The sequence below is a fragment of the Kitasatospora sp. NPDC023118 genome (assembly GCF_055560875.1).
In genome coordinates this window covers 110,172-126,510 of record NZ_JBVHHW010000004.1, presented here as the reverse complement: position 1 = coordinate 126,510, position 16,339 = coordinate 110,172, and the positions used below count along the sequence as shown (strand labels likewise).

Annotated in this window: 8 protein-coding genes; all 8 read left to right on the top strand. The window is 73.8% G+C overall.

The window, feature by feature from the left end:
- The first annotated feature begins 44 nt into the window (after positions 1–44).
- A complete protein-coding gene (locus ACZ3UD_RS06865) occupies positions 45–3,092 on the top strand; it encodes a helix-turn-helix transcriptional regulator (protein WP_465583074.1) in 3,048 nt (1,015 codons plus the stop codon).
- 451 nt (positions 3,093–3,543) lie between these two features.
- Positions 3,544–6,519, top strand: coding sequence for a putative bifunctional diguanylate cyclase/phosphodiesterase (locus ACZ3UD_RS06860; protein WP_465583639.1), 2,976 nt, complete (start codon positions 3,544–3,546; stop codon positions 6,517–6,519).
- A 331-nt stretch (positions 6,520–6,850) separates the two neighbouring features.
- Entirely contained in the window at positions 6,851–8,704 is a 1,854-nt protein-coding gene (locus ACZ3UD_RS06855; RefSeq protein ID WP_465583071.1) for an acetolactate synthase large subunit, read from the top strand.
- Positions 8,705–8,736: 32 nt separating this feature from the next.
- Positions 8,737–9,261 (top strand): acetolactate synthase small subunit, encoded by a 525-nt coding sequence (gene ilvN / locus ACZ3UD_RS06850; RefSeq protein WP_097236150.1) that lies wholly within the window; start codon positions 8,737–8,739, stop codon positions 9,259–9,261.
- A gap of 184 nt (positions 9,262–9,445) precedes the next feature.
- Positions 9,446–10,444 carry a ketol-acid reductoisomerase gene (ilvC, locus tag ACZ3UD_RS06845; RefSeq protein ID WP_465583067.1) on the top strand — a complete coding sequence of 333 codons (999 nt, stop codon included), beginning with the start codon at positions 9,446–9,448 and terminating at the stop codon, positions 10,442–10,444.
- A 242-nt stretch (positions 10,445–10,686) separates the two neighbouring features.
- Entirely contained in the window at positions 10,687–12,267 is a 1,581-nt protein-coding gene (serA, locus tag ACZ3UD_RS06840; protein ID WP_465583636.1) for a phosphoglycerate dehydrogenase, read from the top strand.
- A gap of 338 nt (positions 12,268–12,605) precedes the next feature.
- Complete coding sequence (locus ACZ3UD_RS06835; RefSeq protein WP_465583065.1) at positions 12,606–12,767, top strand: hypothetical protein; 162 nt, start codon at positions 12,606–12,608, stop codon at positions 12,765–12,767.
- Between the two features lie 284 nt (positions 12,768–13,051).
- Entirely contained in the window at positions 13,052–16,339 is a 3,288-nt protein-coding gene (locus ACZ3UD_RS06830; protein WP_465583062.1) for a S8 family peptidase, read from the top strand.

The window sequence follows — 16,339 nt, the reverse complement described above, 5'->3', positions numbered from 1 at the left end:
TAACCCCTCCTCCCGCCGCCACCGGCTATGGCATGCTCGCCTCCATGCAGCAGATATCGGTCAGTCCCGTTTTCGTCGGCCGCGGCAGCGAGATCACCGAACTGACCGAAGCGCTGCGTCGGGCGGGCACCGGCAGCCCCCAGGCCGTCCTGATCGGCGGCGAGGCCGGCGTCGGCAAGACCCGGCTGCTGGAGGAGTTCCTGCAGCGGGCCTGCGACCGCGGAGCGGTCATCACGCTCGGCAGCTGTCTGGAGGTCGGCGCCGAGGGCCTGCCGTACGCGCCGCTGGCCGCCGCGCTGCGCCGGCTGCACCGCTCGCTTGGTGCCGAACTGGAGGCCGCCGCGGCCGGCAGCGAGGGGCATCTCGCCCTACTGCTCTCCGAGTTCGGCGAGGTGGACGGCGAACCCAACGACGAGTACAGCCGGGCCCGGCTGTTCGAGCACACCGCGAGGCTGTTCGAACGGCTCGGCGCGGAGCGTACCCTCGTCCTCGCCGTCGAGGACCTGCACTGGTCCGACCGCTCCACCCGCGAACTGCTGGCCTTCCTGGTGCGCACCCTGCACCGCTCCCGGGTGCTGCTGGTCGCCACCTACCGCACCGACGACCTGCACCGCCGCCACCCGCTGCGCCCCTTCCTGGCCGAGCTCGAACGGCTGCGCACCGTCCAGCGGCTGGAGCTGGAGCGGTTCCGCCGCCGCGAGGTCGCCGCCCAGCTGGCGGGCATCCTCGGCACCGCCGCCCCCGACCGCCAGCTGGTGGACCGCATCCACCGCCGCTCGGAGGGGAACCCGTTCTTCGTCGAGGAGTTGGCCACCGCCTTCCAGGACGGCTGCGGCGCCGGGCTGACCGACTCGCTGCGGGACATCCTGCTGGTCCGGGTCGAGGGCCTGGACGAGGAGGCCCAGCGGGTGGTGCGGATCGCCGCCGAGGGCGGCTCGCACGTCGAACACGCCCTGCTGGCTGCCGTCCTGGAGGACGACGAGGAGGCGCTGATCGAGGCGCTGCGGGCGGCCGTCGGCGCCAACATCCTGCGCCCGGACAGTGAGGGCGAGGGCTACCGCTTCCGCCACGCGCTGGTCCGCGAGGCGGTCTCGGACGACCTGTTGCCCGGCGAACGGCACCGGATCAACCGCAAGTTCGCGCTCGCCGTGGAGGCCCAGCCGCACCTCGTCCCCGGCGACGCGCTGCCCGCCCGGCTGGCCAACTACTGGTACCAGGCGCACGACCCGGCCCGAGCCCTGCCGACCGCCCTGGACGCCGCCCGCGCGGCCCGCCGCCGCAACGCCTTCGCCGAGCAGCTCGGCCTGCTGGAACGCGCCCTGGAACTGTGGGACATGGTCTCCGAGGAGGTGCTGGCGCACACCCTGCGCCCGTACGACTGGGCCGAGACCTACCCGCCCGGCTCCTGCGACCACAGCTCCGCCGACGCGGACTGCGACCGGATCCAGCTGGTCGACGTGCTGGCCGAGGCGGTGGTCGCGGCCCGGCGCTGCGGCGACCGCGAGCGCGGCCTGAGCCTGGCCAAGCGCGGGATCCGGCTGGTCGACGAGAACGAGCACCCGGTGCGCGCGGCCTGGTTCCGGATCAACCGGGCCCGGATGCTGGGCAACCTGCGCCGCTCCGGGGACGACGAGGAGATCGCCCGCGCGTACGCGCTGGTCGACCACCTGTCGCCGTCCGCCGTGCAGGCCGAGGTGTTCGCGCTGGCCGCCGGGACGGCGATGCTCAAGAAGGCCGGCCCCGAGCACATCGAGCTGGCCGAGCGGGCGATCCGGATCGCCCAGCAGGTCGGCGCGCACTCGGTCGAGGTGCACGCCCGGATGACCCTCGGCGGCCTGCGCCACGACGTGCAGGGCGACGCCGACGGCGGGCTGGCCGAGCTGGTCGGGGCGGTCGACGCGGCCCGCCGGCTGGGCGTGCCGGACCTGCTGCTGCGCGGCATCAACAACCTGGCCAGCGTGCAGCGCGGGCTGGGCCGGGCGGAGGAGGCCGTCCGGCTGGCCCGGGAGGGCCTGGACTTCGCGGACGGCAACGGCCTGCTGCGCAACATCGGCACCATCCTGACCGGCAACCTGGTCGAGGCGCTGCTCGACCTCGGGCGGGTGCAGGAGGCCGACGAGGTGCTCTCCGCCTGCGAGCTGAGCAGCCTGAGCGGCACCCACGCCGAGTTCCTGGACCGGATGCGCGGCGAACTCGCCCTGCTGGCGGGGGACCTGCCCACCGCGGCGACCATGCTGGCCCAGGCCCGGGCGGCCAACCGGGTCGGCCAGGTCCAGCACAGCGTGCCGATCAGCCGGTTGGCGGTGCGGGTCGCCGCGTACGGCGGGCGGCCGCTGGAGGCCCGGGCCGAACTGCTGGCCGCGCTCGCCGAGGGCGGGCGGATCGGCCACGAGTCCGACGTCTACCCGCTGCTGGTGGAGGCCGCCGGGGTGGAGGCGGACAGCCGCGGCCTGCCCGAGGCCGAGGCGGGCCGGGCCGAGGCGCTGGCCGCGATCGCCGCGGCCGCCGCCGAACTGCGCCCCCGGGCACCGCTGCACCAGGGCTGGGCCCGGCTGCTGGAGGCCGAACTGGACCGGGCCCGGGGGGCGGACACCCCCGGGCAGTGGGCCGAGGCGGTCACCGCGCTGCGGGCGGCCGCACTGCCGTACCCGCTGGCGCTCGCCCTGTTGCGCGGCGGCGAGGCCGAGGTGCAGGCCGGGCGGCGCGAGGCGGCGGCCGAACTGCTGCGCGAGGCGGCCGAACTGGCGGTCGCCCGGGGCGACCGGCTGCTGGGCTCGCAGATCACCGCGCTGGCCGAGCGGGCCGGACTGAACCTGGCCCCGGCCGGTCGCCCGGCCGCCGAGGCCGCGCCGACCGGCTCCCCGGGAGACTCCTTCGGCCTCACCCCCCGTGAGCGGGACGTGCTCCGGTTGCTCGCGCGCGGCTGGACCAACCGGCAGATCGCCGAGGAGCTGTACATCTCTCCGAAGACCGCGAGCGTGCACGTGTCCAACATCCTGGGCAAGCTCGGGGTCGGCGGTCGCGGCGAGGCGGCCGCGCTGGCCCACCGACTGCGCCTGTTCCCCGACGACCTGGCCCCCGCGGGCCGCTGAGGCCGCAGGAAGCCGACCGTGCCCGGACGGTCGGCGCGCGGCCCGGGCAGGGCGGGTGGGCGCCGCCGCGTGCTCCCGTGCGCGGCCGCGTGAGCCCCTGTCCGCGCGCCGCCGCCAACCGGGCCGATCCGTCGGAATCGGGTGCATCCACCCACCCCGCCACCATTACTCTAAGTTGAGTGTGCGTGTCATTGAGTGACGGAATTGGTGTAGGGTCCCGATCGGGAGCATCGGTGCGGTGCGGTGGCCGGAAGGCCGCCCACCCCCTGGGCCGCCGTCCTGACGGGGCGCCAGGTCACCGCGTACGGCCGAGAGGTGCGCGGCCGGTGGTCCGTGGCCGGGGCGCCAGGCCCCGGGCCGGAGGGGGAGAGGCCGAGTGAGCTCCACCGACACGGTGCTGCCCGGAGCCGGACGGCCGGGCGTACCGCCCACCGACACGTCCGCCGTCGACCTGCCGGCACCCACCCGACGCGGCCCGCTGCGCCGGCTCCTGGGGAGCCGCACGCTGGCCGGCCTCGCCCTCGGCGGGCTCTGCCTGGCCTACGCGCTGGGCGCGGCCGCTGGCTGGGGATCGTGCCAACTCTCCATCTTCATGGGCGACTTCGGCCTGGCCGCAGCGGCCCTCGCGGCCGCCCTGTCCTGCCTCGTGTACGGCTGCACGGTCGGCGGGCACGCCCGCCCGGCCTGGCTGCTGTTCGGCCTCTCCTCGCTCATGGTCGCCTTCGGCAACGGCACCTGGGGCTGGTACGAGCTGGTCGTGCGCACCCCGCTGCCGCAGGACTCGCTCGCCGAGTACGCCTTCCTGCTGTTCGCCCCGCTCGCCATCATCGGTGTCCTGGTGCTCGCCCAGCGCCCGCGCTCGGCGGCCGGCTGGCTCTGCCTGCTGCTCGACGGCTGGCTGATCGCCGGCTCGCTGTTCACCCTGAGCTGGAGCCTGGCGCTCGGCCGGATCGCGGCCGGCGAGGACGGCTCCCCGCTGCGCATCGCCCTCAGCCTGGCCTACCCGGTGCTGGACATCCTGCTGGTCAGCCTGGTGGTGGGCCTGCGCTTCAGCAGCCGGGACGGCAACCGGGCGGCCGTGCACACCGCGATGCTCGCGCTCGCCCTCACCGTGCTGTGCGACGCCCTGTTCACCTCCCCGGAGCTGCGCAGCAACTACCACTCCGGCGAACTGCTGGACGCCGGCTGGTTCTCCGGCAGTCTGCTGCTCGCCTGGGCGCCGTGGTCCCCGCGCTGGCGCCGTCCGCTGCGCGAGCACCCCTCGGCCGGCGGCCTGCCGCGCCGCCGGGTGGCCACCACCTTCAGCGCGCTCACCCCGTACGCGGCGGCCGCCGTGTGCATCGCCGGAATCCTCTACAACGCCCTCGGTGGGCGCCAGTTGGACCGGGTGGTGGCCGCGGCCGCCTGCACCGTCGGGCTGGCGCTGATCCTCAGGCAGGGCGTGATGCTGCTCGACAACCTGTCGCTGGCCCAGGAACTGGGCCACAAGGAGGCGCACTTCCGTTCCCTGGTGCAGGGGTCCAGCGACGTCATCATGATCGCCGGGGCCAACGGCGTGCTCTCGTACGTCTCCCCGGCCGCGCTCGGCGTCTACGGGCGGGACCCGGAGGAGCTGGTCGGCGGCAACCTGCTGGACCTGGTCCACCCCGAGGACGTGGACCGGGTGCTCTCCGAGGTCCGTCGCTACCTCGCGCGGGTGCGGCTCGCCGCCCACCGAACCCCGGGCACCGCCGAGCTTTCGGCCCGGGTGGAGTGCCGGATCAGCTCCGGCGCCGGCGAGTGGCTGCACGTCGAGTCGACGGTCAGCCGGCACCGCGACGGCCTGCTGCTCAACAGCCGGGACGTCACCGAACGCGTCATGCTCCAGGCCCAGTTGCAGCACAACGCCTTCCACGACCCGCTCACCGACCTGCCCAACCGGGCGCTGTTCACCCAGCGGCTGCGCGGCGCCCTCGGCGCCCGCGGCCAGCAGGGCGGGACGGGTGCCGGGATCGCGGTGCTCTTCCTCGACCTGGACGGCTTCAAGGCCGTCAACGACTCCGCCGGCCACCAGGTCGGCGACGAACTGCTGGTGCAGGCCGCCCGCCGGCTGCAGGCCGCGGTGCGCTGCGGGGACACCGTCGCCCGGTTCGGCGGCGACGAGTTCGCCGCGCTGGTCTGCGGCCCGCTCGGCCGGATGCAGGTCCAGGAGCTGGCCGAACGGCTGCGGGTCGCGCTCTCCGCGCCGTACTGGATCGGCGGCGCCGAACTCGGCGTCGCCGCCAGCATCGGCATCGCCTTCGGCACCCCCGAGCGGGGCTCGGCCGCCGACCCCAGAGCCGCGGCCGACGAGCTGATGCGCAACGCCGACCTCGCGATGTACCGGGCCAAGTCCGAGGGCAAGGGCCGGGTGGTGCTCTACGCCCCGGCGATGCGGGCCGACCTGGAGCGCCGCAGCGAGCTGGAGGAGCGGCTGCGGGTGGCCGTCCGGGAGGGCGGCCTCACCTTGCTCCACCAGCCCCTGGTCGACCTCGGCAGCGGCGCGGTGACCGGCGTCGAGGCGCAGGCCCGCTGGCGCTCGGCGGGCGGCCTGCTGCTCACCCCGGCCGAGTTCCTGCGCTCGGCCGAGCATGGCGACGCGGGCACCCGGTTCTCCCGCTGGCTGGTGCACGAGGCGGTCGCGGCCGCCGCCGACCGGCGCGCCCTGTCCGGCCGCGGCGACCCGGCGCCCGTCCCGGTGGCGGTGCGGCTCTCCGCCCAGCGGCTCTGCTCGCCCGGCCTGTACGAGACGGTGGCCGCGGCGCTGCGCGACAGCGGACTGCCGGCCGGCGAACTGGTGATCGAGGTGGCCCGGATGGGTCCGGACTCGCTCGCCGACGAACTCGGCCGGCGGCTGGCCGCGCTGCGCCGGCTCGGCGTCTCCACCTGGCTGGCCGGCTACGGCGCCGGAAGCGGCTCGCTGGGGGCGCTCGCCCGGCTGCCCTTCGACGGGCTCAAGCTGGACCGCACGCTGGTCCAGGGCCTCGGCGAGTCCGCGCTCAGCAGAACCCTGGCCGGGCACGCCCTGCGGCTCGGCCGCGACCTCGGGATGAGCACCGGTGCCGAGGGGGTGGACCTGCCCCGTCAGGTCGCCGCGCTGCAGGAGCTGGGCTGCCGCCAGGCCCAGGGTTCGGCCTTCGCCCCGCCGCTGGACGAGACCCGGCTGCGCCGGGCCCTGGCCCGCCGCGGCTACCCGCTGCCCAAGCCGCTCGGCTCGCTCTCCTCCCGTCGCGGGTGCCTTGCCGCGGACACCCGGACGGGTGGCTGTACGGACGCCCCGGCAGGTCGTGTCGTAGATCACCAAGCAGCTCCCCAGTCCGACCACGGGGCCTCCGACCTGCCCGAACGCCGTGCCGTCGCCGGTCCAGGGGTGGGTCCGCATGGCGAGACGGTGATCCCACCTGCTTGACACGCCACCCCGGTCAGGAGGAAGGTCGTTGCCATGCGCACCCGAATTCTCGTACTTGGCGGGCGCGTCGGCTGAGTGGGCTCGCACGCCCCGCTCGTGACAGACCGACGCGCCACCCCTCGCATGCCCTTGGGCACGAGGGGTTTTTTGTTGCACTGACGCTGTTCCACTCCCGCAAGACCCCTGGCCCGATCGCCCCGAGAAGTCCGATTCGTCGGATTTGAGCGGGACGATGGAGGCAGAGCCGGCGTTCGGCCCGGACCGGGACCCCACCCTCGCAGCACCGGGGCCCGCAGCACCGGACCGGCAAAACCCGAGAAGAGACAGGCAGATGACTGAGCACGCCGCATCCCCCCGCCGCGGGGACAACCCGGCCGCCCACGCTCCCGCTCCCCAGCACGTCGCCGAGACCATGACCGGAGCCCAGTCGCTCATCCGCTCGCTGGAGGCCGTAGGCGCGGACACCGTCTTCGGCATTCCGGGCGGGGCCATCCTTCCCGCGTACGACCCGCTGATGGACTCCATCAAGGTGCGCCACATCCTGGTCCGGCACGAGCAGGGCGCCGGCCACGCCGCCACCGGCTACGCCCAGGCCACCGGCAAGGTCGGGGTCTGCATGGCCACCTCCGGCCCCGGCGCGACCAACCTGGTCACCCCGATCGCCGACGCGTACATGGACTCCGTGCCGATCGTCGCGATCACCGGCCAGGTCGCCTCCAAGGCGATCGGCACCGACGCCTTCCAGGAGGCGGACATCTGCGGCATCACGATGCCGATCACCAAGCACAACTACCTGGTCACCGACCCGGCCGAGATCCCCCGGGTGATCGCCGAGGCCTTCCACATCGCCGCGACCGGCCGCCCCGGCCCGGTCCTGGTCGACATCGCCAAGGACGCCCTGCAGGCCACCACCACCTTCCGGTGGCCGGTCGAGACCGCGCTGCCGGGCTACCGCCCGGTCACCAAGCCGCACGCCAAGCAGATCCGCGAGGCCGCGAAGATGCTGGTCAGCGCCAAGCGCCCGGTGCTCTACGTCGGCGGCGGCGTGATCAAGGCCCAGGCCACCGCCGAGCTGCGGATCCTCGCCGAGCTGACCGGCGCCCCGGTCGTCACCACCCTGATGGCGCTCGGCGCCTTCCCGGACAGCCACCCGCAGCACCTGGGCATGCCCGGCATGCACGGCTCCGTCCCGGCGGTCACCGCGCTGCAGAAGTCCGACCTGCTGTTCACCCTCGGCGCCCGGTTCGACGACCGGGTCACCGGCAAGCTGGACGGCTTCGCCCCGTACGCCAAGGTCGTGCACGCCGACATCGACCCGGCCGAGATCGGCAAGAACCGCCCGGCGGACGTGCCGATCGTCGGCGACGCCCGCGAGGTGCTCGCCGACCTGATCGTCGCCGTCCAGGCCGAGTTCGACGCCGGCCACAAGGGCGACTACGCGGACTGGTGGGAGAAGCTCAACGAGTGGAAGAAGACCTACCCGCTGGGCTACGAGCCGGCCCCGAGCGGCCAGCTCTCCCCGCAGCAGGTCATCGAGCGGATCGGCCAACTCGTCGGCTCGGACGCCATCTACGCCGCGGGCGTGGGCCAGCACCAGATGTGGAGCTCGCAGTACATCCGCTTCGAGCGGCCCGGCACCTGGCTCAACTCCGGCGGCGCCGGCACCATGGGCTACGCCGTCCCGGCGGCGATGGGCGCCAAGGCCGGCCGCCCGGACAGCGCGGTCTGGGCCATCGACGGCGACGGCTGCTTCCAGATGACCAACCAGGAGCTGGTCACCTGCGCCCTGAACGGCATCCCGATCAAGGTCGCGGTCATCAACAACGGCTCGCTGGGCATGGTCCGGCAGTGGCAGACGCTGTTCTACAACCAGCGCTACTCCAACACCGTGCTGCACTCCGGCCCCGACCACGACGGCATCGAGCCGCCGGCCCAGGGCACCCGGATCCCCGACTTCGTCCTGCTGTCCGAGGCGATGGGCTGCGTCGGCCTGCGCTGCGAGCGCCCCGAGGACCTGGACGCGGTCATCAAGCAGGCGATGGAGATCAACGACCGCCCGGTCGTCATCGACTTCATCGTCCACCAGGACGCCATGGTCTGGCCGATGGTCGCGGCCGGCACCAGCAACGACGAGATCCAGTTCGCCAAGGGCGTCCGCCCCGACTTCGGCGACGATCTCGACTGACCGCCCCCTATCCAGAACGACTGAGGAACTTCATGTCCAAGCACACCCTCTCCGTCCTGGTCGAGAACAAGCCCGGCGTGCTCGCCCGCATCGCCGCGCTGTTCTCCCGTCGGGGCTTCAACATCGACTCCCTCGCCGTCGGCCCGACCGAGCACCCGGACGTGTCCCGGATGACGATCGTGGTCAACGTCGAGGACCTCCCGCTGGAACAGGTCACCAAGCAGCTCAACAAGCTCGTGAACGTGATAAAGATCGTCGAACTCGACCAGGCCGCTGCGATCCAGCGGGAACTGGTCCTGGTGAAGGTCCGCGCCGACAACGAGACCCGGTCGCAGATCGTCGAGATCGTCCAGCTGTTCCGGGCCAAGACGGTCGACGTGTCACCCGAAGCGGTGACCATCGAGGCCACTGGCAGCTCGGACAAGCTGGAGGCCATGCTCCGGATGCTGGAGCCTTACGGCATCAAGGAGTTGGTCCAGTCCGGCCTGGTCGCCATCGGCCGCGGCGCCCGTTCCATCACGGACCGGTCGCTGCGCGCCCTCGACCGCAGCGCCTGAGCGAGCGCCCTCCCGGGCGCGAGCGTCTCAGGCAAGGGCCGTCTCGCCCACCCGTCGCCCGCCACCACCCGCCCAACGGCGCGCCGGCGCGCGGCACCTTTCAGCAACGACCCCACACCCCCGCCGACTGTGCATACGGTAGGACCCGCGCACCCGGCACCAACACGCAAGGAGATGTGCCCCCGTGGCCGAGCTGTTCTACGAAGACGACGCCGACCTGTCCATCATCCAGGGCCGCAAGGTCGCGGTCATCGGCTACGGCAGCCAGGGCCACGCCCACGCGCTGTCCCTGCGCGACTCCGGCGCCGACGTCCGCGTGGGCCTGAAGCCGGAGTCCAAGTCGCGTGCCAAGGCCGAGGAGGCCGGCCTGCGCGTCGTCACCCCGGCCGAGGCGGCGGCCGAGGCCGACGTCATCATGATCCTGGTGCCGGACCCGATCCAGGCCGACGTCTACGAGGCCGACATCGCCCCGCACCTGAAGGCCGGCGACGCCCTGTTCTTCGGCCACGGCCTGAACATCCGCTTCGGCTTCATCAAGCCCCCGGCGGACGTCGACGTCTGCATGGTCGCCCCGAAGGGCCCGGGCCACCTGGTCCGCCGCCAGTACGAGGAGGGCCGCGGCGTCCCGGCGATCGTCGCCGTCGAGCAGAACGCCTCCGGCAAGGCCTTCGAGCTGGCCCTGTCGTACGCCAAGGGCCTGGGCGCCACCAAGGCCGGCGTCATCAAGACCACCTTCACCGAGGAGACCGAGACCGACCTGTTCGGTGAGCAGGCCGTCCTCTGCGGTGGCACCGCCGCCCTGGTGAAGGCCGGGTTCGAGACCCTGGTCGAGGCCGGCTACCAGCCGGAGATCGCCTACTTCGAGTGCCTGCACGAGCTGAAGCTCATCGTCGACCTGATGTACGAGGGCGGCCTGGAGAAGATGCGCTGGTCGGTCTCCGAGACCGCCGAGTGGGGCGACTACGTCACCGGCCCGCGCATCATCACCGACGCCACCAAGGCCGAGATGAAGAAGGTCCTCGCCGAGATCCAGGACGGCACCTTCGCCAACACCTGGATCGCCGAGTACAAGGCGGGTCTGCCCAAGTACAACGAGTACAAGACGGCCGACGAGAACCACCTGCTGGAGACCACCGGCAAGAAGCTGCGCTCGCTGATGAGCTGGGTCAACGAGAAGGCCTGAGCCTCTCGGGGCCGCTGATTTTGTAGCGCCCTTGTACAAGTAGGCTGCTCCCGTCCGGGTGATTTCGCCGGACGGGAGCAGCCTGGTACCAAGCCCGTCGATACACTTCCGAGTGCGCGTCAGGCCCACAGCGTCGTGCGTCTACCTACGCGGCATGCCACCTTCCCCCGCCCTCCACGCCACCCACGTGCGCCGGGGAACCGGACAGTTAAGGACACACTGTCGTGAGCACTGCGACCACTGTGAAATCTGGCGTCGTCCTGATCGCCGAAGAGCTTTCGCCCGCCACCGTCGACGCCCTCGGCCCGGACTTCGAGATCCGCCACTGCAACGGCGCCGACCGCACCGAGCTGCTCACCGCGATCGCCGACGTGGACGCGATCCTGATCCGCTCCGCCACCAAGGTCGACGCCGAGGCGCTGGCCGCCGCCCGCAAGCTCAAGGTCGTCGCCCGGGCCGGCGTCGGCCTGGACAACGTCGACGTCGCCGCCGCCACCAAGGCCGGCGTGATGGTCGTCAACGCGCCGACCTCCAACATCGTCACCGCCGCCGAGCTCGCCTGCGGCCTGCTGATCTCGGTCGCCCGCAACATCTCCCCGGCCAACGCCGCGCTCAAGGGCGGCGAGTGGAAGCGCAACAAGTACACCGGCGTCGAGCTGAGCGAGAAGACCCTCGGCGTGGTCGGCCTCGGCCGGATCGGCGTCCTGGTCGCCCAGCGGATGTCCGCCTTCGGGATGAAGATCGTCGCGTACGACCCCTACATCCAGGCCGCCCGCGCCGCGCAGATGGGCGTCAAGCTGGTCTCGCTGGAGGAGCTGCTGGAGATCTCGGACTTCATCACCGTCCACCTCCCCAAGACCCCGGAGACGATCGGCCTGATCGGCGACGAGGCGCTGCACAAGGTCAAGCCGACCGTGCGCATCGTCAACGCCGCCCGCGGCGGCATCGTGGACGAGGAGGCGCTCGCCGGCGCCCTGCGCGAGGGCCGGGTGGCCGGCGCGGGCCTGGACGTGTACGCCAAGGAGCCGTGCACCGACTCCCCGCTGTTCGCCTTCGACAACGTGGTCGCCACCCCGCACCTGGGCGCCTCCACCGACGAGGCGCAGGAGAAGGCCGGTATCGCGGTCGCCAGGTCGGTCCGCCTCGCGCTGGCCGGCGAGCTGGTACCGGACGCCGTCAACGTCCAGGGCGGCGTGATCGCCGAGGACGTGCGCCCCGGTCTGCCGCTGGCCGAGAAGCTCGGCCGGATCTTCACCGCGCTGGCCGGCGAGGTGGCCGTCCGCCTGGACGTCGAGGTCCGCGGCGAGATCACCCAGCACGACGTGAAGGTGCTCGAACTGTCCGCGCTGAAGGGCGTGTTCGAGGACGTGGTGGCGGAGACGGTGTCCTACGTCAACGCCCCGCTGTTCGCCCAGGAGCGCGGCGTCGAGGTCCGTCTGACCACCTCCAGCGAGAGCCCTGAGCACCGCAACGTGATCACCGTGCGCGGCACCCTCGCGAACGGCGAGGAGATCGCGATCTCCGGCACGCTGTCCGGCCCGAAGCAGATCCAGAAGATCGTCGGCGTGGACGCCTTCGACGTGGACGTGGCGCTCACCGACCACATGGCCTTCTTCAAGTACGAGGACCGCCCCGGCGTGGTCGGCGTGCTCGGCCGCCACCTGGGCGACGCGGGCGTCAACATCGCGGGCATGCAGGTCGCCCGGGACGGCGGCAGCGCCCTCGCCTCCATCACCGTGGACAGCGAGATCCCCCAGGACGTGCTGACGGCGATCGCCGCCGAGATCGGCGCCCGCTTCGCGCGCTCGGTCGACCTGGGCTGATCCTCCCGGCCTGAACAGGGCCCGGACCGCCGTTCGGACGGTGGTCCGGGCCCTGCTGCGTGCTCCCGGGTGGTTCCCGTCTCAGATACTAGGAAATCCAAGTATTCGTGCAGACACGGCCGGGGCGGGGGCCTTACCGTGGAAGAGCCATACGGTGTGCCGCCCCTGTAGCCAGGGTGCGCGGCCCGTGTGCGCGTGCGCCATCACGGGCAGGCGATCCCTGCTCCCGCGCGTACCGTCCCTCCCGTCGCCCGCCGCCACCCTTCTCGGGGCGCGCTGCGCGCGGCACCTTCCTCCTCGTGCTGCTTGTCCGCAGCGCCGCTTCCAAGGAGCCCGGTATGCCCTCCGCCGCTGACCGTCACGTCACCACCGCCCCCGCCGCCACCCCCGTCCGCGCCCCGCGCCGTCGCCGGGCCGCCGAGCGGAACCCCTTCGCGGCCGCCGCCCTGCAGCGCTCGCTCGACCGCCGTGACAACGGCGGCGTGACCGGCCACAACTGAGCGGTGCCGCCGGTGGCGTTCATCGGCCTACTAGGCCGGTCGGGCTGACGGAGGGTCACTCCGTAGGGTGCAACTCTGGTCCATCCGAGGGAAGTTGCTCGCCCTTCCCGGCGCGATCATCCTAATTTGGGGCCCCCGGAAGGGTGATCGACGTCCGCGCGGGCGGGCGTCAGCGACACGCTGTGCGGATCAGTCCCCCGGCCGGGGGAGAGGGCCCAGTGCGTCTGCCACCCGTTCGCCGACCGATCGCCCGGATCGGTCTCACTCTGGTCCTGCTGGCAGCTGTGTTCATTCCAAGCAGCGCCGCGCTCGCCGCCACCCCGGCGGCCGGCGGCCCGTCCAGCGCGGGACCCCCGGGCCGGGGCCGCACCGCTTCCGTCCTGCTGGAACTCACCACCGAGGCGGTCGGCCCCGCCTGGTGGCGGGCCGCCGAGACGGCCCGACGGGCCCAGCGCTCGCCGGATGCCGTCCGCCGGGAGGCCGCCCAGGCCGGAGCCGCCCAGCGCGGCCGGGCCGGGGACGCGCTCGACCGGCTCGCCGACGCCGTCCACCGGGCGGCGCCCGCCACCCGCGAGCTCTACCGCACCCGCACCCTGTTCACCGGCCTCGCGGTCAGCGCGCCCGCCGACCGGCTGCCCGCGCTGCGGGCGCTGCCCGGCGTCCAGGCCGTCCACCCGATCGTCAACAAGCGGCGCGACAACGCCTACTCCGTCCCGCTGACCGGCGCCCCGAAGGTCTGGGAGGGCGACTCGGCCCTCGCCGGGAACACCGGCCGGGGCATGCGGATCGGGATCATCGACAGCGGCATCGACTACACCCACGCCGACTTCGGCGGCCCCGGCACCGAGGACGCCTTCCGCTCGGTCGCGCGAGGCAAGCCAGCGCCGACCGCGCTGTTCCCCAACGCCAAGGTGGTCGGCGGCAAGGACCTGGTCGGCGACGACTACAACCCCGACCCGTCCTCCCCGCAGTACCAGCCCGTCCCGCACCCCAGCGACAACCCGATCGACTGCGTGCGCAACGGGCACGGCACCCACGTCGCCGGAACGGCGGCCGGGTACGGCGTCACCACCGACGGCCGTCCGTACACCGGCCCGTACCGGCCCGGGCTCGACCCGGCCTCGTTCAAGATCGGCCCTGGCGCCGCCCCCGGCGCGCAGCTCTACGGGATCCGGGTGTTCGGCTGCGACGGCGCCACCGACCGGCTCGCCCAGGCGCTCGACCTGGCCGCCGACCCGAACGGTGACGGCGACCTCGGCGACCGGCTCGACGTGGTCAACCTCTCGCTCGGCAGCCGCTTCGGCAGCCCCGACGACGCCGACTCCCTGGCCGTCGACCGGCTCGCCGCGCTCGGCACCGTGGTGATCGCGGCCGCCGGCAACGAGGGCGACGTGTACGGCATCGGCGGCAGCCCCGGCACCGCCGCCCGGGCCATCACCGTCGCCGCCTCCGTACACGGGCACGCCGACGTGGACGGCATCACCGTGCTCGACCCCGCCCCGCTGGCCGGGGTCGTCCCCGGGCACTGGAGCGAGCGCTACCAGGGCTGGTCCACCGCCGAGGTGAGCGGCGCGCTCGCCGTGCCCGTCGACCAGGCGGACGGCTGCACCGCCTTCAGCGAGGCCGACAAGCAGCGGCTCAAGGGCAGGATCGCGCTGCTCACCTGGCGCACCGGCGACGCCGACCGGGCCTGCAACTCCGGCCCGCGCGCCGACCACGCGGCCGACGCCGGGGCGATCGGCGCACTCTACGCCGCCGACAGCGACCACCTGGCCGAGATCTCGGGCGACGACCGGATCCCGGCCGTGCTGCTCGCCCACGCCGACGGCGAGCGGCTGCTGAAGGCCGCGGCCGCCGGGGACGTCCGGGTCCGGCTCGCCGCGCCCGGCAACCCGCTGCACGGCTCGGTCCCCCAGAACCAGCCGTCCAGGGTCGACACCCTCACCGACTTCACCTCCCGGGGCATCGGCGTGCCCGGTGTGGTCAAGCCCGACCTCGCGGCCCCCGGCGAGACCATCTGGTCGGCCCTGGTCGGCAGCGGCAGCGGCGGCCAGCGCGAGAACGGCACCTCGATGGCCGCCCCGCACGTCGCCGGGCTGGCCGCGCTGCTCCGCGCCGCGCACCCGGACTGGCCGGTCGAGCAGGTCAAGGCCGCACTGATGAACACCAGCACGGACACCTGGCTCGGCGACGACCACGGCGGGCCGGTCTACGGGCCCGAGCGCACCGGGGCCGGACGGGCCCGGGTCGACCAGGCAGTCCGCACGCCGGTGGTCGCCTACGCGGCGGGGGAGGGCGCCGAGGCGGGCAGCGTTGGGGTCTCCTTCGGTCCGGTCGCGATCGGCGGGCCGACGGCGCTCGGACGGGAGATCGAGCTGCGCAACTACGCGGGTTCGCCGCTGACCTACCGCACCGGCTATGCCGCCGCGACCGAACTCCCGGGCGCCTCCTACCAGGTGACGCCCGCCACGGTGGAGGTGCCGGCCGGCGGTAGCGCGCGGGTGAAGGTGACGCTGTCCGTACCGGGGGAGTTGGGGCGCACGCCGGACCCGACCATCGACACCCTGCAGGGCGGCAAGGCCCGCAGCTACCGGGGCGAGCTCTCCGGGCGGGTGCTGCTCAGCCCGGTCGACGGAGCGCTGCCGCAGCTGCGGGTGCCGGTGTTCGCCGCCCCGCGCCCGGCGAGCGACCTGACCGCGACGGCCTCCGCCCGGACCGCCCGGGACGGCACCCTGGTCACGCTCGGCGGCAGCGCGGCGCCCGGCGAGCGGCCCGGGCTGGTCAGCGCCCTCGCGCTCGGCGGCGAGGCCGCCCGCTGGCCCGACTGCCCGCCGGGCGGCGGCAAGGCCGTCGGCCCCGGCTCGGGCATCCGGCCCGCGGACGCGGCCGAGCCGGCCGGCCAGCCTCAGGACGTCTGCGTCGAGCACCCCGGCGACCGGGCCGCCAACCTGCGGGCGGCGGGGGCGGCGGCCGACGCCGACCAGCTGTACGTGGGCGTGTGGCTGTGGGCCCCGGCGGCGACGCCGGTCGGGCTGTACGGGGTGCGGGTGTCGCTGGACACCGACGGGGACGGCGTCACCGACGTGATCCTCAAGGCCGACCGGCTGCACGGCGGCGACGTCCTGGTCTCCCGCGCCGTGGACGCGCGCACCGGCGCCGAGCTCGACGTCCAGCCGCTCAACGCCCGCTGGGGCGACACCGACACCGAACTGCTGGACAGCGACGTCCTGGTCCTCCCGGTCCGGCTGAGCGCCCTGCCGGGCGTCAAGCCCGGCCACAGCACCGTCCGCTACGGCGTCTGGACCAGCGTCGCGAGCGCCGGCCGGCCCGATCCGGCCGACGCCTACTCCGCCATCGGGCTGCGCGACACCGGCCCGACCATCCCGCTGGACGTCCTGCACCCGGCTCTCGCCGTCCAGGCCGGCCTCACCGGCCCCGCCGCCGTGGTGGCCCCGGCCGGCCCGGGCACCGTCCTCGACGTGCACCGGACGGCGGGCGACAGCTCCCGGCTCCTGCTGCTGTACCACCTCAACCCGGCGGAGCGGCGGGCCCAGGTACTCACCCTGCCGTGA